Below are 18,418 nucleotides of genomic sequence, written 5' to 3'. Positions count from 1 at the left end.
CTACAACTCGACGTCAAGTATTTGCCACAGGGCAAACTCTTTGGCAGTCTTCCCCTGCGGTCCTCCGTCCGCGGCCGCACGGGAACGGGGCACGGCCGCGTCCGGTGTCGGCAGGCAGCGAGGAGATGGGGTCGCGATGAGCACGCAGGGCCGCCCGGCGGGGGCTGGGCAGGGCCGTCCCGCAGCGGGCGAACCGGGGGACGGGCACGGCCGCCCGGCCGGGATCGAGCGGGCGCTGCGGGCCGCCCCCGCGCACGCGGTGCCGGAGGCGCTGGCCGGCGCGCTCCGCCGGGAGTACCCGCGGATCTCCGCCGTCCGCCTGCTGGTGAGCGACTACCACACGCGCGTCCTGCTGCCGGTCGAGCCGGCCGGGACCCCGGCCGGCCCCGAGGCGGAGCCGGCCGCCGAACCGCTCGCCATCCGGCGGAGCACCGCCGGCCGGGCGTTCGTCTCGCGGCGCGTGGCGGTCTCCACGTCCGAGGACGGCGGCGGGCCGCGCGACACGACGACCTATATACCGGTCACCGCGCGGGGCGAGCGGCTCGGCGTCCTCGAAGTGGCCTCGGCGGAGCCCTGGGGCGCCCCGGACGTCCTGGCGGAGATCGGCGAGCTGCTCGGCATCGCCCTGAAGGTCGCCTGGAACTGGACCGACCGGTACGAGCGGGCGAGGCGCCGGCAGCGCCTCACGCTCGCCGCCGAGCTGCAGTGGCAGCTGCTCCCCGGGCACGCGTGCTCGGACCGGGGGTTCAGCCTCGCCGGCCACCTGGAGCCGGCGTACTCGATCGGCGGGGACAACTTCGACTGGTCCGCCGAGCACGACCATCTGGCGCTGACCGTCACCAACGGCGCGGGCAACGGCATCAGCGCGGCCCTGCTGACCTCGCTGACCGTCGGCGCGCTGCGCAACGCGCGCCGCTCCGGCGCCGACCTCGGCGAGCAGGCGAGCCTGGCCAACGACATGGTGCACGCCCGCTACGGCGGCCGGGAGTTCACCGAGACCCTCGTGATGCGGATCGACGTCGCCGACGGGACCGTGCACGTCATCGACGCGGGATCGCCGCGGATCCTGCTGCTGCGCGGCACCGAGGTGACGCGCGTCCCGCTGGAGCAGCAGCTGCCGCTCGGCATGTTCCCCGACACCGAGTACCGCCCCCAGCAGTTCGGCCTCGAACCGGGCGACCGGCTGGTCATTGTCAGCGACGGCGTCTTCGCCGCGACGACCGGGCGCGGCGAGTTCGGCACGCAGGCGCTGGAGCAGGCGACGCGGCGCAGCCGGCTGCAGGACGCGGCGGAGGTGCCGCTGACCGTCATCAACGAGCTGATCGAGTACCACGACGGCGCGAACCTCGCGGACGACGCCGTCGTGGTCTGCCTCGACTGGCACGGCACCGGGGACGAGAGGTAACCTCCCGCTTACATCGCCCCGGAGCCGAGGAGCCCCCATGCCGGAACTGACCGCCGCCGAGACCGTGCGGGCCGCGGACGCCATCGTCCACGACATCGGCTCGAAGTGGATGCTGGACCCGGCGGTCTCCGAACACGGGACGGAACTCGGGTACGGCAACCCGTTCGCGTTCTACTTCGCCGGGCGCGGCGGCGTGCTGGGCGACGTCGACGGCAGCGTGGTATGGGCGGCGCTGGGGTTCTTCGAGCCGGGGGTCGTCCAGGCCATGTGGGACGAGGGCGTCGCGATCGCCGGGGCCCGGGAGGCGGCCCGCCGGTACGCGAAGGCGTTCACGGCCTGGGGCGAGAAGCACCTCCCCGACGACCCGCGCCTGTGCGAGCTGGCCGGGCGGGTCGCGGACGCGGCCGACGGGTCGGGGCTGCCGCTGTTCTGCGGCTGGCGCGCCGAGCCGCTGCCGGAGAGCGGGCCGGGCCGGCTGGTGCAGGTGCTCCAGGTCCTCCGCGAACTGCGCGGCGGGCTGCACCTGGTCGCGACCACGTCCGTCGGCCTGTCGCCGCTGGAGTCGGTCCTGGTCCACGAGGGCGAGGGGAAGGCCCGGTTCTGCGGCTGGCAGGGCGACCTCCCCGACTGCGCGCACCTCAAGCCGCGGCGCGCGGAGGCCGAGGAGATCACCGACCGTCTCTCGGCCAAGGTCTACGAGCGTGCGCTGTCGCCGTCCGAGCGCGCCGAATTCGCGGCGCTGGTGGAGAAGGCGGGATCGGCCGTCCTCTGACCGGCCCGGCCCGGCGGTTTGTCGGCCGCGGACAAGAGCCGCCCGGAGATTGTGCAAATGGACGACTGTCGTCAAAAGAACGACAGGTTCATTGTTGCCCCATCACCGATCACTCCGAGAGGAGTACGCGATGGGGCGACCCACCCTGTCCACCGCGGGGGGACGATCCCCTGCACCCCCCGGTTCGCTTCGCTCGTTCGTGCCCCTGACGGTCCTCGCCGCGTCCGCCCTGGTCATCGGCGCGATCGCCGGGCCGGTGAGCGCGCGCGAGGCCGGCCGGTCCGAGACTCCCGTCCCGTCCGGTTCGCCCGTCACCGACGTCAGCGAGTCGGCGGTGCGGGTCAAGGTGCCGCTGCCGGCCTCCGCCGGCCCGCACCCGGAAGCCTGTGACTGGCTGTCCTACCTGCGGTTCCGGCACAAGGACGGACCGGCGGACCCGGCCCGGGCCGACAAGGTCCTCGTCGCGCAGCCCGGCATCCTGGAGGGCGCGGGCGCGTTCGACAGCGTCGCGCGGAACACGGTGTCGGCGGCGGCGAAGAGCGGGCGGCACATCGAGTTCTGGGCGCTCGACCGGCGGTCCAACTGCCTTGAGGACCGCACCGGGCTCCAGGCGGGGCTCGCGGCGAAGGACGTCCATCTCGCCGTCGACTACTACTACCGGCAGAAAGCGGTGGACGGGCGGACATTCGCCGGTTACCAGTCGAACGACCAGGTGACATGGCTGCAGAACGTCGGCCTCGAACAGACCGTCCGCGACCAGTACGACCTGATGGCCCATGAGCTTCCGGACCAGGCGGCGCGCAAGCAGAAGATGCTGTGCGGCGGCCATTCCCTCGGCGGCGTACTGACCGCGTTCTTCGCCGAATGGGATTTCGACGGGAACCACGCCACCACCGGCGACGCGGGCTACAACCAGTGCTCCGGCTACTTCGCGCTCGACACCCGCATCGCGAAGGGGCTGCCCGGGATGGGCGGCGAGGTCCCGGCGGACTGGGTTCCGCTCATCAAGTTCGGCGCGGGCGCCGTCCAGGCCGGGCTGGAGACAGGGGTCATCCCGCGCGCGCTGTCGGCCCCGGCCGTCGTCAACACCGAGACGATGAACCTGCTGGGCATCGCCGGCCTCGCCGCCAACCTCGACCCGGGCGGCCTCTCCGACCTCGCGGCCTACGTCCCGTCCGGGTTCAACCAGGACATGACGTACCGGCTGCTGTTCTCCAAGGACTACCCGACGTTCCTCAAGGGCTCCCCCACGGTGAAGGACTTCAGGTTCACCAACGCCGCCGCGCTCGGCGGGCTGCTGGACGACAACTCCCAGCCGCTCGCGTTCATGCAGGCCAGCGTCGGTTTCTGGGAGGGCGGCAAGATCGTCGACAAGGAGTTCCCGGCGCCGAGCAACCTGGACGAGCTCGGGCTCGGCGGCCTGTCCCAGCTGCTCGGCAAGGACAAGAAGGCGATCCCGGACGAGCCGGACGGCCCGCTCTACTCGTGGCGCAACTACGACCGCGTCGGCGCGCCCGACGACCCGGTCTACACGTCCAAGGACGGCACCCCGTTCACGTCCGCCGGCAAGGAGGTCACCGACATCGCCGAGCTGGCGCGCAGCCTGTCGGAGCACCCGCTCGACTTCACGGAGCACTACTTCCCCACGAAGATGGTCACCGACATCGCGCTGGCGGGCGCGCCCGGCATCGCGGACGACGCGGTCCACGAGGGCGGCATCGCGGCGAACCCGATCCTCAACCTGGAGGCCGGTGACGGCCTCGGGTCCAGCGACCCGCAGCCCGGCGACGTCATCGCGCCCGGCTACCAGCACATCGACGTGCTGACCGCGTCCGCCGTCCAGAACGACGGCGAGCCGGAGCCGGTCTCCACGAACCTGGCCGCCTTCGCGACGCGCTGACGCGCCTTCCGCCGCCCGTCCGGGAAGCCGCCGACGGCTTTGTTTTGCGGGGCGGGCGGCGGGTAGGTGGACGTCGCGCCAAGGTGACGAGGTGGTGTGACGTGGGCGTTCGTACATGGATCGGGTCATGGCCCGTCTACCGCCAGTTCACCGGCGACGATCCGCTCGGCCGCGGTGCCGCGGCGAAGAGCGCGGGGACCGAGCGGATCAAGGCGCGGGTGAGCACCGCCGACCAGGTCGTGAAGTCGGTCTGCCCGTACTGCGCGGTCGGCTGCGGGCAGGACGTGTACGTCAAGGACGGCAAGGTCACCCAGATCGAGGGCGACCCGGACTCACCGGTCAGCCGGGGGCGGCTGTGCCCGAAGGGCTCGGCCAGCCTCCAGCTGACCACCGGGTCCGCCCGCGAGCAGCGGGTGCTCTACCGGCGGCCCGGCGGCACGGACTGGGAGAGCCTCGACCTCGGCACGGCGATGGACATGATCGCCGACCGGGTGATCGAGGCGCGCCGGGACGGCTGGCAGTGGGAGCAGGACGGCCTGCGGGTGCGGCGCACCCTCGGCCTCGCGAGCCTCGGCGGCGCCACGCTCGACAACGAGGAGAACTACCTGATCAAGAAGCTGTTCACCGCGCTCGGCGCGGTACAGATCGAGAATCAGGCGCGCGTTTGACACTCCTCCACCGTTCCCAGTCTGGGAACCTCGTTCGGCCGCGGCGGCGCGACCACCTTCCAGCAGGACCTGCAGAACTCGGACTGCATCGTCATCCAGGGCTCGAACATGGCCGAGTGCCATCCGGTCGGGTTCCAGTGGGTGATGGAGGCGAAGGCGCGCGGCGCGAAGGTGATCCACGTGGACCCGCGGTTCACCCGGACCAGCGCGCTCGCGGACGCGCACGTCCCGCTCCGCGCGGGCAGTGACATCGCGTTCCTCGGCGGGATCGTCAACTACGTCCTGGAGAACGACAAGTACTTCCGCGACTACGTGGTGGCCTACACCAACGCGCCCGTGATCCTCACGGAGGACTTCCGCGACACCGAGGACCTCGACGGCGTGTTCTCCGGCCTGGACCCGGAGAAGCGCAGCTACGACCACACGACGTGGCAGTACGAAGGCATGGAGGTCCAGTCCGCCGCAGGCCAGCGGGACATGGAGTACAACGACCGCGTCGCGGAGGCGGGACGCGGTGAGGCGCACGGCTCGGGCGGCGCGGCGATCGGCGAGGGCCACCCGGAACGGGACCCGACGCTGGAGAACCCGCGGTGCGTGTTCCAGGTGCTCAAGCGCCACTTCGCGCGGTACACGCCGGAGATGGTGGAGCGGATCTGCGGCGTCCCCCGGGACCAGTTCCTCCAGGTGTGCGAGATGCTCACCGAGAACTCGGGCCGCGACCGGACGTCAGCGTTCGTGTACGCGGTCGGCTGGACGCAGCACACGGTCGGCGTCCAGTACATCCGGACGGCGGCGATCCTGCAGAGCCTGCTCGGCAACATCGGCCGCCCCGGCGGCGGCATCATGGCGCTGCGCGGCCACGCGTCCATCCAGGGGTCGACGGACATCCCGACGCTGTTCAACCTGCTGCCCGGCTACATCCCGATGCCGCACGCCCACACCAACGAGGACCTGGACGCGTTCGTCCAGGGCGAGTCGGCGAAGAAGGGCTTCTGGGGCAACATGCGGGCGTACACCGTGAGCCTGCTGAAGTCGTACTGGGGCGACGCGGCGACCGGGGACAACGACTACTGCTTCGACTACCTGCCGCGGCTGACCGGCTCGCACAGCACGTACGAGACGGCGATGGCGCAGATCGACGGCGTGTGCAAGGGCTACTTCCTGATGGGCGAGAACCCGGCCGTCGGGTCCGCGAACGCCAAGATCCAGCGGCTCGGGATGGCGAACCTGGACTGGCTCGTCGTCCGCGACTTCTCGCTCATCGAGTCGGCGACGTGGTGGAAGGACGGCCCGGAGATCGAGTCGGGCGAGATGCGCACCGAGGACATCGGCACCGAGGTGTTCTTCCTGCCCGCCGCCGCGCACACCGAGAAGGACGGCAGCTTCACCAACACCCAGCGCATGCTGCAGTGGCACCACCGGGCGGTCGAGCCCGCCGGGGACCAGCGCAGCGACCTGTGGTTCATGTTCCACCTGGGCCGGATCATCCGGGAGAAGCTCGCCGGGTCCACCGACGAGATGGACCGCCCGGTCCTCGACCTGACGTGGGACTACCCGACGCACGGCCGGCTGGAGGAGCCGAGCGCGGAGGCGGTGCTCGCCGAGGTCAACGGCTTCGACGCCGACGGGAACCCGCTGTCGTCCTACACGCAGCTGAAGGACGACGGGTCGACCAGGTGCGGCTGCTGGATCTACTGCGGCTGCTACGCGGACGGCGTCAACCAGACCGCCCGCCGCAAGCCCGGCAAGGACCAGCACTGGGTGGCGCCCGAGTGGGGCTGGGCGTGGCCGTCGAACCGGCGCATCATCTACAACCGGGCGTCCGCCGACAAGGACGGCAACCCGTGGAGCGAGCGCAAGGCCTACGTCTGGTGGGACGCCGACGAGGGCAGGTGGACGGGCCACGACGTGCCCGACTTCATCGCCGACCGCCCGCCGGACTACAAGCCGCCCAGCGACGCGACCGGCCCGGACGCGCTCGCCGGCGACGACCCGTTCATCATGCAGGCGGACGGGAAGGCGTGGCTGTTCGTCCCGGCCGGCCTGACGGACGGCCCGCTCCCGACGCACTACGAGCCGCAGGAGTCGCCGTTCGCGAACCCGCTGTACGGGCAGCAGCGCAACCCCGTCCGGCATCTGCTGCCGCCGCACCCCGACAACCGGTACGCGCCGAGCGGCGCGGCGCCGGGCGCGGACGTGTACCCGTTCGTGACGACGACCTACCGGCTCACCGAGCACCACACGGCGGGCGGCATGTCGCGCTGGCAGCCGTACCTGGCCGAGCTGCAGCCGGAGTTCTTCTGCGAGGTGTCCCCGGAGCTCGCGGCCTTGCGGAGCCTGGAGCACGGCGGCTGGGCGACGATCGTCAGCCCGCGCGCGGCCATCGAGGCCCGCGTCCTGGTCACCGACCGGATGCAGCCGCTGACCGTGGACGGCCGGACGATCCACCAGATCGGCCTGCCGTACCACTGGGGCCCGAACGGCTACAGCACCGGTGACGCCGCGAACGAGCTGCTGCACCTCTCGCTGGACCCGAACACCCACATCCAGGAGGCGAAGGCCGTCTCGTGCGACATCCGCCCCGGCCGCCGGCCGCGCGGCGCCGCCGCCGGCGACCTGGTCCGCCGCTACCAGGAGCGGGCCGGCGTCACCGAGGACACGGGCACCGAAGTGTAGGGGGAGCAGCGGGAGCAGGGGTCTAGCGGATGACGAGGGGGCGCTCCCCGGCGGGGACGAGCTCGCCGATGACCGGCTCGCCGGGGATCTCGCCCGCGACGAGGAGGCCGCCGGACGTCTGCGCGTCGGCGAGCAGCAGCCGGTCCTCCTCGGGCGTGCCGCCGAAGTCGGTGTGCGGCGCGACCCAGTCGAGGTTGCGGCGGGTGCCGCCGCTGACGTATCCGGCGCGCAGCGACTCGCGGGCGCCGTCCAGGTAGGGGACGGCGGCGGCGTCGACGACGGCGGTCACTCCGGACGCGCGGGCCATCTTGTAGAGGTGCCCGAGGAGCCCGAAGCCGGTCACGTCCGTGGCGCAGACGGCGCCGGCCTCCAGCGCGGCGGCGGAGGCGTCGCGGTTCAGCGCCACCATGGCGGCGACCGCGTGCGGGAAGACCTCGCCGGTCGCCTTGTGCCGGTTGTTCAGGACCCCGAGGCCGAGCGGCTTGGTCAGGGTGAGCGGCACGCCCGGCTTGCCGGTGTCGTTGCGGAGCAGGGCGGCCGGGTCGGCGACGCCGGTGACGGCCATGCCGTACTTGGGTTCGGGGTCGTCCACGCTGTGGCCGCCGCCGACATGGCAGCCCGCCTCGCCGGCGACGTCCAGGCCGCCGCGCAGCACCTCGCGCGCCAGCTCGAACGGCAGCACGTCGCGCGGCCACGCGAGCAGGTTGACCGCGACGAGGGGGCGGCCGCCGACGGCGTAGACGTCCGACAGCGCGTTCGCGGCGGCGATCCGTCCCCAGTCGTAGGGGTCGTCGACGACCGGGGTGAAGAAGTCGGCGGTGGCGACGGCGGCGAGCCCGCCCCGGGAGCCCGGCAGGCGGACGACGGCCGCGTCGTCGCCGGTGTCGAGGCCGACGATCAGTTCGGTGTTGGGCGCCGCCGGGGCGGTGTTCAGGCCGGCGACGACGTCCTCCAGCTCGCCTGGCGGGATCTTGCAGGCGCAGCCCCCGCCGTGCGCGTACTGCGTCAGCCTCTTCTTCATCCGGCCTCCTCGGTGCAGCGCCGCCGGAGGTCGTCCACCCTGACCGTGTAGCCCCGCTCGTCCAGGTGCTCCAGGAGCGGGACGGCGACGCGGCGGGTGGTGCCGAGCGCGCGGCGCGCCTCGCTCAGCGTGAACGGGCCGCCGAGGCCCGCGAGGAGTGCGGCGGCGCGCGTGTCGTCGCCGGGCAGCAGCACGATGCCGTCGCCGACCTTCAGCAGCGCGCCGGCCGCCGCGGCGGCGGCGACCATCTTCGGGGTCAGCCCGAGCGCGGCGAGCCGTCCCGCGTCCGGCGCCTGGAACGGCGCGGCGGCCAGGTCGCTGCGCACCGCGTCGACGGCCTGCCGGACGGGCGGCGGCAGCTCGGGCGCGGTCGCCCGCCCGTAGACGCGGCCGTCGCGCTGGTGCAGGCCGGCGGCGAGGGCCTCGACGAGGGCGCGGTCGGGCAGGCCGAGGGCGCGGCGGGCGGCGTCGGCGGGCAGGCCGGGGTCGGTCGGATGGGCGGCGGCGTGCTCCTCGACGGCCGCGACGAGGCGGGCGCGGAGGTCCTCCCAGTGGCCGGGGTCGGCCAGCCAGTCCCCCGCCACCGGCTCGGACGGGGCGGGCACGCCCATCGCGGCCAGCTCCGTCCGCGTGATCAGCCCGCGGCGGCGGAGCTCGCCGGCGCCGTCGGGGCGCCCGCTGATCGAGGCGAGTGCGCGGGCCCGCGCCGCCGCCGCGCCGCGCCGCCTGAACGGCTCGGGGCGGACGTCCAGCACCGTGACCCCGGCCGGGACGCGGTGGGCGCCGGGGTCGCGCAGCAGCGCGACGTCGCCGACGCGCAGCGGCAGCGGCCGGCGCAGCGCCAGCCGCGCGGTGTCGTCGCCGAGCGGGCGCACATGGACGGGGACCGCCGCCGACCCGACGTGCAGGGTCAGCTCGCGCGACAGGTCGTGGGCCGGTTCGCCGCGCAGCCGCACGTCGACGACGTCCGCGGTGAGCCAGCGGCCGGGGGTGAGCAGGGCGTCGCCCCGTCTCAGCCCGCCCGCGCCTCCGTGCAGGTTGACGGCGACGCGGGCGACGGCGCGAACCCGCTCGCGGTCCTCCTTGAGGCTCTGCAGGCCGCGCACGCGCACGAGGTCGCCGCCGATGGCGAGGCGGTCGCCGACGCCGATCGTCCCGGCGCCGAGCGTCCCGGTCACGACGGTGCCCCTTCCCCGGACGGTGAAGATCCGGTCGATCCACAGCCGCACGTCGGCGTCCGCGTCGGGGCCGGGCAGGGACGCGGTCAGCCGCTCCAGTGCGGCGCGCAGCTCGCCGAGCCCCGCACCGGTCGTGCCGCTGACCATGACCGGCTCGACCTCGCCGAACGAGGTGGCCGCGATGTGGGCGAGCGCCTCCTCCCGCGCGAGATCCGCCAGGTCGGGGTCGGCGAGGTCGCAGCGGGTCACGGCGAGGAGGCCGTGCCGGACGCCGAGCGCGTCCAGCACCGCGAGGTGCTCCTCCGACTGCCGCTGCCAGCCCTGGTCGGCGGCCACGACGAACATGACCGCCGGGACGGGCCCGACGCCGGCGAGCATCGTGCTGACGAGCCGCTCGTGCCCGGGGACGTCCACGAAGGCGAGGCGGCCGCCGCCGGGCAGGGTCGTCCAGGCGAAGCCCAGCTCGATCGTCAGGCCGCGCCGCCGCTCCTCCTCCAGCCGGTCGGGCTCCATTCCGGTGAGGGCGCGGACGAGGGTGGACTTGCCGTGGTCCACGTGCCCGGCCGTCGCGACGACGTGCATCATCGCGCCGCCGCCCGGACCGCCCCGGCCAGGTCGCCGTCCCGGCCGGGCGGCACGGACCGCAGGTCGAGCAGGCACCGCCCGTCCTCAACCCGTCCCATCACGGCCGGGGCGCCCCGCCGCAGCCGGGCCGCGTACGGCCCGGGCACCGACACGGCCGCGCTCGGCAGGACGACGCCGGGCGCGCCGCCGCCCCCGACCGCCGCCTCGCCGTCCACGGCGACGGCGTCGATTCCCGCGTCCCGCAGCCGCGCGGCGATGAGTCCGGCCCGTTCGCGGAGGACCGCCACGTCGGCGCGCAGGGCTTCCTCCGTCGGGGTGCGCGGCCCCCGGACGGTCGCCTCCAGCGCGGCCAAGGTCAGCTTGTCGACCCGCAGCGCCCGCGCGAGCGGGTGCCGCGCCAGCCGCCGCACCAGATCCTCCCGTCCGAGGACGAGCCCGCACTGCGGCCCGCCGAGGAGCTTGTCGCCGCTGGCCGTGACGAGATGCGCGCCCGCCTTGAGCATGGAGGCGGCGTCGGGCTCGTCCGGCAGGAGCGGTTCGGGCGCGAGCAGCCCGGACCCGATGTCGGCGACGACCGGCACCCCCAGCCCGGCCAGTTCCGCCACGTCCGCGCCCCGCGTGAACCCTTCGATCCGGAAGTTCGAGGGATGCACTTTGAGGATGAACCCGGTCTCCTCACCGACCGCGGCGGCGTAGTCGTCCGGCGTGGTCCGGTTGGTCGTCCCGACCTCCCGGAGCCGCGCGCCCGTCGCCGCGAGCAGTTCGGGGATCCGGAACCCGTCCCCGATCTCCACCATCTCGCCGCGGCTGATGACGATCTCCCGGCCGGGCGCGAGCGTGGTCGCGGCCAGCACGAGCGCCGCCGCGCCGTTGTTGACGACGTGCGCCGCCTCCGCCTGCGGCACCCGCTCCACCAGGGCCGCGAGCACGGAGCGCCCTCGCTTGGCCCGCCGCCCGGTCTCCAGGTCCAGTTCCACGTCGGTCGCGCCGGAGGCCACGGCGACGGCCTCCCGCGCCGCGTCCGACAGCGGCGCCCGCCCGAGGTTCGTGTGCAGCAGCACACCGGTCGCATTGATCACGGGCCGCAGTCCCGAAGCGGTCGCCGGAAGCGAGCCGGCCGCGACGTCCGCCACCGCGTCCGGCGCTATCTCCCCCGCCCGCGCTCTCCGCTGCGCCGCCACGACCGCCGCCTTCACCACCCCGCGCCCGAGCCGCCCGATCGCCTCGGCGAGCCTCGGGTCGGCGAGCAGCACGTCCGTGCGGGCGATCCGCCGCCGCCCGTCCCCCTCCGCGGCAGGCAGGGAAGGGAGGGAGTCAAGTTCCATCAGGCGACCTCCGACAACCAGCGCTACCCACCAGCATCGCACCGAAACGAGGACCGCGTTTAGGCTGCTCACCGTCGCCCAGGGATAAACGGCAGGGCGATTTGTCTGATTCTGCGGGGAAGATTCGCTGCGTGTGACAAGGAAGGCGGTGGTGTTGTCACCGATGTGAGTGTCGCGTGTGACCCCGGTTACTTAGCCTGGCGGCCCGGGCCCGGGGGCTCGCTGACGGAGGTGACACTTTGACGGAGCTGTACGAGAGATCCGCCGAGACCGATGATCTGTCTGGTGAACCCTGGCGTGACGTGCCGCGCGAAGAGGCGCAGTGGATCCGCCCGCACCTCACGGCCCTGGCCGACACCATGGTGGAGGGGGTGCTGCGGCACGTCCCCGAGTACGCCCGGCCCGACGACCCGGTCTACGTCGAGGTCATGCGCGGCGCGGTGACGCGCGGCATGGGCCACTTCGTCCAGATGATCGCCGACCCGGACGCGTCCTGGAAGGAGGTCCACCAGGTCTTCTTCGACATCGGGTACGGCGAGGCGATGGAGGGGCGCTCCCTGGAGCACCTCCAGAACGCGCTGCGGGTCGCGTCCCGGACGGCGTGGCGGTACCTGTCGCGGGAGGCCGACCGGCTGCAGAAGCCGCGCGAGCTGGCGATCGCGCTGACCGAGGTGAACTTCGCCTACCTGGACCTGCTGGCGTCCGCCGCCGCCCAGGGCTACGCGCGGGCGCGGGAGAAGGCGGCGGGCGAGCGGGAGCAGCGGCGCAGCCGGCTGCTCAGCCTGCTGCTGTCGGATCCGGCGGCGCCGAAGGAGGTCGTCGCCGAGCAGGCGAACCTGGCCGGCTGGACGCTGCCCGATCGGCTCGCGGTGATCGTCCTCAGCCCGCGTCGCGGCAGCGGCGGCGAGGGGCCGGCGGGGCTGCCGCCGTTCCTGCTCAGCGGGCTCGACCGGGGCCGCCCGTGCCTGGTGATGCCCGACCCGGACCGTCCCGGCGGGCACGGCCGCCTCCTCGGGCCCCTCGCCGGCTGGACCGGCGCGGTCGGCCCGTCGGTGCCGGCGGAGCAGGCCGGCGTGTCGCTGCACTGGGCGCACCGGACGCTCGACCTGCTGGCGGCCGGGCGGCTCGGCCGGACCGGGCCCGGCCTCGTGCACGCCGACCGGCACCTGCCGGAGCTGCTGCTGCAGGAGGGGTGGACGCTGGCCGAGGCGGCGGCGCGGCGGCGGCTGGCGCCGCTCACCGCGCTCGGCGCGCACCGCGGGTCCCGGCTCGCGGCCACGCTGCTGGAGTGCCTCAAGCACGGCTTCAACGCGACGGACGCGGCCGAGGCGCTGTGCGTCCACCCGCAGACCGTCCGGTACCGGCTCGCGCAACTGCACGAGCTGTTCGACTACGACATCGAGGACCCCGCGATCCGGCTGGAGCTCATGCTGCTGCTCCCCGTCTGGCTGCGGGACAACGCCGACGGGGAGCAGGTGTGAGCGTCACTCGCTCCTGGCGGTGACCTCCGTGACCGGCAGCGTCCCGTCGAGGTGGGCCTGCCGGCAGGCGGACCGGGCGATCTTCCCGCTGCTGGTGCGGAGCAGGCCGCCCGGCTCGATCAGCACGAACTCGTGGACGCGGAGGTCGTGCGCCTGCTTCACGGCCGTCCGCACCGCCTGCGCCACCTCGTCGAGGTCGAGGAGCGCGATCGGCACCCGCCGGTTCCGCTCGGCGATCACGACGAGGCCCTCCGTGTCGCCCGCGTCGCCCGTGTCGACCGACACGGCGCACGCGTACTCGCGGCGGATCCCCTTGTGCGCGCCGGACACGGTGAACTCGATGTCCTGCGGGTAGTGGTTGCGGCCGTCCACGATGACCAGGTCCTTGATCCGGCCGGTGACGAACAGCTCGCCGCCGTGCAGGACGCCGAGGTCCCCGGTGCGCAGCCACGGCCCGCGCGGCAGGTCGCCGATCGTGCCGGACAGCTCCGCCTCGAAGGTCTCCTTGGTCGCCTCCGGGCGCCCCCAGTAGCCGGCGGCGACGTTCGGGCCGTGCACCCAGATCTCGCCGACCTTCCCGTCCGGGAGCCGGACCCCGGTCTCGGGGTCGGCGACGACGACGTGCTGGCCGTAGGACGTCCCGCACGCGATCAGCTGGATCGCGCCGGGCTCGGCCGCGTCGCACGGCTCGGCGGTGCCCCGCCTGAGCCGCTCGTGGTCGAACGCGACGCGGGTCGGCGTCCGGAACCGGGACGAGGCCGACACGTAGACGGTCGCCTCGGCCAGGCCGTAGGCGCACACCTGCGCCTCGGGCCGCAGCCCGCAGTCCTTGAACGCCTCGTAGAAGCCGGTGAGCGTGCTCTCCCGGATCGGCTCCGCGCCGTTCATGAACACCTGCACGCCGCTCAGGTCGAGCTTCGCCTTCTCCTCCTCGGTGACCTGGGCGGTGAGGTACTCGTAGGCGAAGTTGGGGCCGCCGGTGAACGCGTGCTTCTGCTCGCTCAGCAGCTCCAGCCAGCGGACGGGGCGCATGATGAACGCCACCGGGTCCATGATCACGCCCGGGTTGCCGTAGACGAGCGGCAGCGCGACCGTCGTGACGAGGCCCATGTCGTGGAACACCGGCAGCCAGTTCACCCCGGACGACTCGCGCGGGATGCCGTCGAACGTCCGCCACAGCTGCTCGGCGTTCGTCGCGAAGTTGCCGTGCGTGATGATCACGCCGGCCGGGGTGCGGGTCGAGCCGGACGTGTACTGCAGGTAGGCGATGTCGTCGGGGTCGATCGGCTCGGGCGCCCAGTCGAGCGCCGGGTCCACCTCGTCCGCGACGATGACCTCCGCCGGCGGGCGCACGAACTCGCCGCTCAGGAACGACTCGACGGCGGGCAGCGACGCGCGCGTGGTGATGACGACGCCGGGCGCGGCGTCCTGGTAGACGGCGAGCAGCCGGTCGCCGTGGCCGGGCAGGTCCGGCGAGAACAGCGGGACGCCGATGACGCGGGCGTACATCGCGCCGAGGAACCCGGTGACGTAGTGCAGGTCCTGCGGGCCGAGCAGCGCGACCCGCTGCCCGGGCTCGGTCGCGCGGCGGATCGCGGCGGCGATGGAACGGGCGCGCCGGTCCAGCTCGCCCCAGGTGACGTGCGTGGCGACGCCGCCGGGGTCCGTCATGTAGTCCATGAACGTGTACGCGCGGTCGCCGGGGAAGTCCTTGGCGAACCGGGCGAGCCGCTCGATCAGCGGGGTCCGGTCGAGTGCGGGGAGGTCCTTCATGCTGCTTCTCCGGGAGAGGTGACGCGCCTGGAGGCGAGGCGCTCGTGGTCGGGCCAGCGGACGTCCCAGACCCAGCCGAGCTTCTCGAAGATCCAGATGACGCGGGCGCTGATGTCGATCTGGCCCTTGAGGACGCCGTGCCGCGCGCAGGTCGGGTCGGCGTGGTGCAGGTTGTGCCAGGACTCCCCGAACGACGGGATGGCCAGCCACCACACGTTGCGGGCCTTGTCGCGGGTCTTGAAGTCCTCCTTGCCGAACACGTGGCAGATCGAGTTGATCGAGAACGTGACGTGCTCGCCGGCGAAGACGCGCATCAGGCCGCCCCAGAACAGCGCGGTGAGGGCGCCGTGCCAGGAGAACGTGAGCAGCGCGCCCAGCCCCATCGGGACGAGGAACGTCGAGAGCACGATCACCGCGTACACCGGGTCGAGGGACAGGAACCGGATGTCCCTGTCCTTGAGCAGGTCCGGCGCGTACTTGCTGCGGGACGTGCGGTCCTTGCTGAACAGCCAGCCCACGTGCGCGTGGTACAGGCCCTTGGTGAGCCCCCACACGCCCGGCCCGTAGGCCCACGGCGAGTGGGGGTCGCCCTCCTGGTCGGAGTACTTGTGGTGGCGGCGGTGGTCGGCGACCCACCGGACCACCGACCCCTGCATCGCCTGCCCGCCGAGGATGGCGAGCGCGATCCGCAGCCACCGCTTGGCCTTGAAGCCGCCGTGCGTGAAGTGCCGGTGGTAGCCGACCGTGATGCCGATGGCGTTGAGCGGATAGAGGAAGGCGAAGATGGCCACGTCCGTCCAGCCGATCCCCCAGCCCCACAGGAAGGGGACGGCCGCCAGCAGTCCGAGGATCGGCGCGACCACGAACACTACGACCGCGATGCGCTCGGGCAGCGGGACGGTTCCGGAGATGTCCGGCTGCGGTGTTCGTTCGCCGACGTCGGCGACACCCGCTGTCATGTCCTAGGTCTCCTTAACTCAGCAGTTGCCCTGGACGGGCTTGCCCTCGAAGCGGTCGCCGAGGAAGTTCGTCACGTCCCCGGCGGCGCCCCAGTCCGTCGACAGGTGCTCGGTGGGGTAGGTGTTCTTCCACGTCGTGTTGATGCCGGCCGCGCAGTACGCCTGCCGGGTGCCGTCCTCGGTCTCGTGCGGGATGATCTCCTCCAGCCAGCCGCGGTACTGGAACACCGGGAAGCCGATCTTGTACTTGGCGGCCGAGGCGGGGGGGCCGACGCCGACGCCGAGCTTCTGCCGGTCGACGATCTCGCTCCACGTGACGCCGCCCGGGCCCTTGAGCGCGTAGAGCTGCTCCAGGGTGAGCCCGTCCTTGGAGAAGTTCTCGACGCGGGCGCCGAGGAACACCGCGAGCGTCCCGAACAGGCAGTTGGACCGCACGTCCTTGATGGCCTGCGTGCCCCTGTCGTTCATCAGCTCGGTGAACGGCATCTCCGGGTAGGCGGCGTTCAGGCCGACGAGCGCGTCGGCGAGGAAGCCCGCGAAGAAGCTGCCGTTCAGCTGCTTGGCCGTCAGCTTCAGGTCGCCGGGCACGCCGCCCGCCGCCGCGCCGGCCACGTCCAGCTCCGGCGCGTAGGAGGAGGCGAGCTGCGCGCCCCACAGCGAGGCGGCGCCGCCCTCGGAGTAGCCGGAGATCCCGACCTTGCCGTCCGCCGTGAGCGTCCCGCCGGGGATCTGGCGGGACGTCCGGACGATGTCGAGCAGCGCGTGCCCCGCATTAGCGCCGATCATGTACGTGTGGACCTGCCCGTCGAGGAACCCGGCCCCGTCGGTCGCGGCGACCGCGAACCCGGCCTTGAGGAACAGCTGCAGGTTCCCGCCCTCGTACATGTCGACGTACTGGCCGGCGAGCTGCCTGGAGAACGCGCACTGCGGGCCGGAGCCGAGCGTCCCGGGGTTGAACGCGACGGTCGGGCGGGAGCCGGTCTTCGCCCAGGCCGCGTCCGGGATCGCGACCGTCCCCGTGACCACGTTCTTCCGGCCCTTGGCGTCCGTCGAGACGTACCGGACCTTCCACGCCTTCATCGGGACGTCGCCGGGGATGTTCGTCAGCTTCGCCGGGCGGCAGGCGAGCAGGTCGCCCGGCTTCCCCGCGACGGTCGCCGGCGGCGCCGCGTAGATGTCGGCGTCGGTGGCGTCGCAGCCCGGCGGCGCGGCTCCGTCCAAAGCCGCCAGGGCAGGGGGTGCCGTGACGGGTACGGCGAGGGCCGCACCGAGCACGGCGGTGCTGAAGAGGGCACGGAGGCGCATTCTCGCTCCAGAGGAGGACTGGAAACCGAATGCTGACGACTGTGCCGATCACGTCCCGCGCGCGGAATGAAGTCTTCTCACATGGTCGGACGGCTTTCTTAGCAACGAACTCAACAACCGGGTTGTCCGGGACGTCATTTAATGTCGCCGTCATGAGCAAGTCACTGCGGGACGCCGAACGAGCGGCCGGGCCACGTCCGCGCCTGGTCACCCGGCCGCTGGCACTGGTGTTCGCGGCGACCGTCACCAGCCTGACGGGCGTCTTCCTGCTGCTGTCGGTCGTCCCGATGTACGCGGTCGACGGCGGGGCGGGGCGCGCCGGCGCGGGCCTCGCGACGGGCGCGCTGATGCTGACGACCGTGCTCGCCGAACTCGCCCTCCCCCGCCTGCTGACCCGGTTCGGGTACCGGACGGTCCTCGCGGCGGGGACGCTGCTGCTCGCCCTGCCGCCGCTCGCGCTGCCGTTCTCGTCCGGCACGGCGATGATCGTCCTGGCGAGCCTGGTGCGCGGCCTCGGCTTCGGCGTCGCCGTGGTGCTGCCGAACGCGCTGGTGGCGGCGCTCGCGCCGACGGGGCGGCGCGGCGAGGCGCTCGGCCTGTTCGGCATCACCTCCGGGGCGCCGGCGGTGCTGGCGCTGCCGCTCGGCGTGTGGCTCGCCGACCGGGTCGGCTACCCGCCGGTGTTCCTCGCGAGCGCGGCGATCGCGCTCGCCACCCTCGCGGTGCTGCCCGGCATCCCGAACCGGCTCCCGCAGCCGTCCCCGACTTCGGCCCCGGCTCCGGCCCCGGCCCCGGCCCCGACCCCGGCCCGGGAACGGCCGCTGGGGATGGTCGCCGGGCTGCGGTCGCCGGCGCTGCTCCGCCCCGCGGCCGCGTTCGCCTCGACCGCGATGGCGGCGGGCATCCTGATCACCTTCCTACCGGAGGCGGTGCCGGCCGGGGGCGTCGCGGCGGCGGCGCTGTTCGTCCAGCCCGCCGCGACCACGGCCGCCCGCTGGTGGGCGGGCCGCGCCGCCGACCGGCACGGCGCCGCGCGGCTGCTGCTGCCCGCCCTCGCGCTGGCCGCGGCCGGGATCGCGCTGCTGTTCCTCGCCCCGCATCCGGCGGCGGTGTTCGGCTCGATGGTGCTGTTCGGCGCGGGCTTCGGCGTCACCCAGAACGCGAGCCTGTCGATGATGTACGAGCGGGCGCCCGCGTCCGCGTACGGGACGGTCAGCGCGCTCTGGAACATCGGCTACGACGGCGGCATGGGCGTGGGCGGCGCCGCGTTCGGCGTGACCGCCACCCATACCGGCTACCCGGTCGCGTTCGCGCTGACCGGCGCCGTGATCCTGCTCGCCCTGCCGCTGGCGCGCCGCTCCTGAGCGGCG

General features: G+C 73.4%; 12 protein-coding genes. 6 read left to right on the top strand and 6 right to left on the bottom strand.

The window, feature by feature from the left end; all coding sequences use genetic code 11:
- The first annotated feature begins 136 nt into the window (after positions 1-136).
- The 4 genes from AL2_RS17150 (at position 137) to fdh (ending at position 7,421) form a co-directional block, all read left to right on the top strand.
- A complete protein-coding gene (locus tag AL2_RS17150; protein ID WP_083946601.1) occupies positions 137-1,405 on the top strand; it encodes a PP2C family protein-serine/threonine phosphatase in 1,269 nt (422 codons plus the stop codon).
- 37 nt (positions 1,406-1,442) lie between these two features.
- Positions 1,443-2,177 (top strand): SCO6745 family protein, encoded by a 735-nt coding sequence (locus AL2_RS17145; RefSeq protein WP_067634844.1) that lies wholly within the window; start codon positions 1,443-1,445, stop codon positions 2,175-2,177.
- A gap of 130 nt (positions 2,178-2,307) precedes the next feature.
- Complete coding sequence (locus tag AL2_RS17140; protein WP_083946600.1) at positions 2,308-4,077, top strand: hypothetical protein; 1,770 nt, start codon at positions 2,308-2,310, stop codon at positions 4,075-4,077.
- 101 nt (positions 4,078-4,178) lie between these two features.
- On the top strand, positions 4,179-7,421 hold the full coding sequence (gene fdh / locus AL2_RS17130) for a formate dehydrogenase (protein WP_157438201.1): 3,243 nt from the start codon (positions 4,179-4,181) through the stop codon (positions 7,419-7,421).
- A 22-nt stretch (positions 7,422-7,443) separates the two neighbouring features.
- Here the strand turns inward: fdh and selD are convergent, their stop codons facing one another.
- From selD to selA, 3 genes are read right to left on the bottom strand one after another with little or no spacing between them, the layout of a single operon-like run.
- Positions 7,444-8,442, bottom strand: coding sequence for a selenide, water dikinase SelD (selD, locus tag AL2_RS17125; RefSeq protein ID WP_067634841.1), 999 nt, complete (start codon positions 8,440-8,442; stop codon positions 7,444-7,446).
- Positions 8,439-10,205, bottom strand: coding sequence for a selenocysteine-specific translation elongation factor (gene selB, locus AL2_RS17120; RefSeq protein ID WP_245666698.1), 1,767 nt, complete (start codon positions 10,203-10,205; stop codon positions 8,439-8,441). The genes selD and selB overlap by 4 nt, the downstream gene beginning before the upstream one ends.
- Positions 10,202-11,530, bottom strand: coding sequence for an L-seryl-tRNA(Sec) selenium transferase (selA, locus tag AL2_RS17115; protein WP_067634840.1), 1,329 nt, complete (start codon positions 11,528-11,530; stop codon positions 10,202-10,204). Before selA ends, selB begins: the two co-directional genes overlap by 4 nt.
- Before the next feature lie 302 nt (positions 11,531-11,832).
- Here selA and AL2_RS17110 point away from each other — a divergent pair, with 302 nt between their 5' ends.
- The gene (locus AL2_RS17110; protein ID WP_245666697.1) at positions 11,833-13,011 is read left to right on the top strand and encodes a PucR family transcriptional regulator; all 1,179 of its coding nucleotides are present in this window, start codon (positions 11,833-11,835) and stop codon (positions 13,009-13,011) included.
- Between the two features lie 3 nt (positions 13,012-13,014).
- Here AL2_RS17110 and AL2_RS17105 read toward each other — a convergent pair whose 3' ends face one another.
- Genes AL2_RS17105 through AL2_RS17095 form a run of 3 tightly spaced genes read right to left on the bottom strand, consistent with a single transcriptional unit; the run spans position 13,015 to position 17,048 of the window.
- The gene (locus AL2_RS17105; protein WP_067634838.1) at positions 13,015-14,784 is read right to left on the bottom strand and encodes a fatty acyl-AMP ligase; all 1,770 of its coding nucleotides are present in this window, start codon (positions 14,782-14,784) and stop codon (positions 13,015-13,017) included.
- Entirely contained in the window at positions 14,781-15,743 is a 963-nt protein-coding gene (locus AL2_RS17100) for an acyl-CoA desaturase (protein WP_067634837.1), read from the bottom strand. The genes AL2_RS17105 and AL2_RS17100 overlap by 4 nt, the downstream gene beginning before the upstream one ends.
- A gap of 18 nt (positions 15,744-15,761) precedes the next feature.
- Positions 15,762-17,048 carry a lipase family protein gene (locus tag AL2_RS17095; RefSeq protein ID WP_067634836.1) on the bottom strand — a complete coding sequence of 429 codons (1,287 nt, stop codon included), beginning with the start codon at positions 17,046-17,048 and terminating at the stop codon, positions 15,762-15,764.
- A gap of 152 nt (positions 17,049-17,200) precedes the next feature.
- On the opposite strand from AL2_RS17095, the gene AL2_RS17090 reads away from it, so the two are divergent.
- Complete coding sequence (locus AL2_RS17090; RefSeq protein ID WP_067634835.1) at positions 17,201-18,412, top strand: MFS transporter; 1,212 nt, start codon at positions 17,201-17,203, stop codon at positions 18,410-18,412.
- The last annotated feature ends 6 nt before the right edge of the window (positions 18,413-18,418 follow it).

It is taken from the genome of Actinomadura latina NBRC 106108, assembly GCF_001552195.1.
GTDB lineage: Bacteria > Actinomycetota > Actinomycetes > Streptosporangiales > Streptosporangiaceae > Spirillospora > Spirillospora latina.
This window is presented reverse-complemented; position numbering and strand designations above follow the sequence as displayed.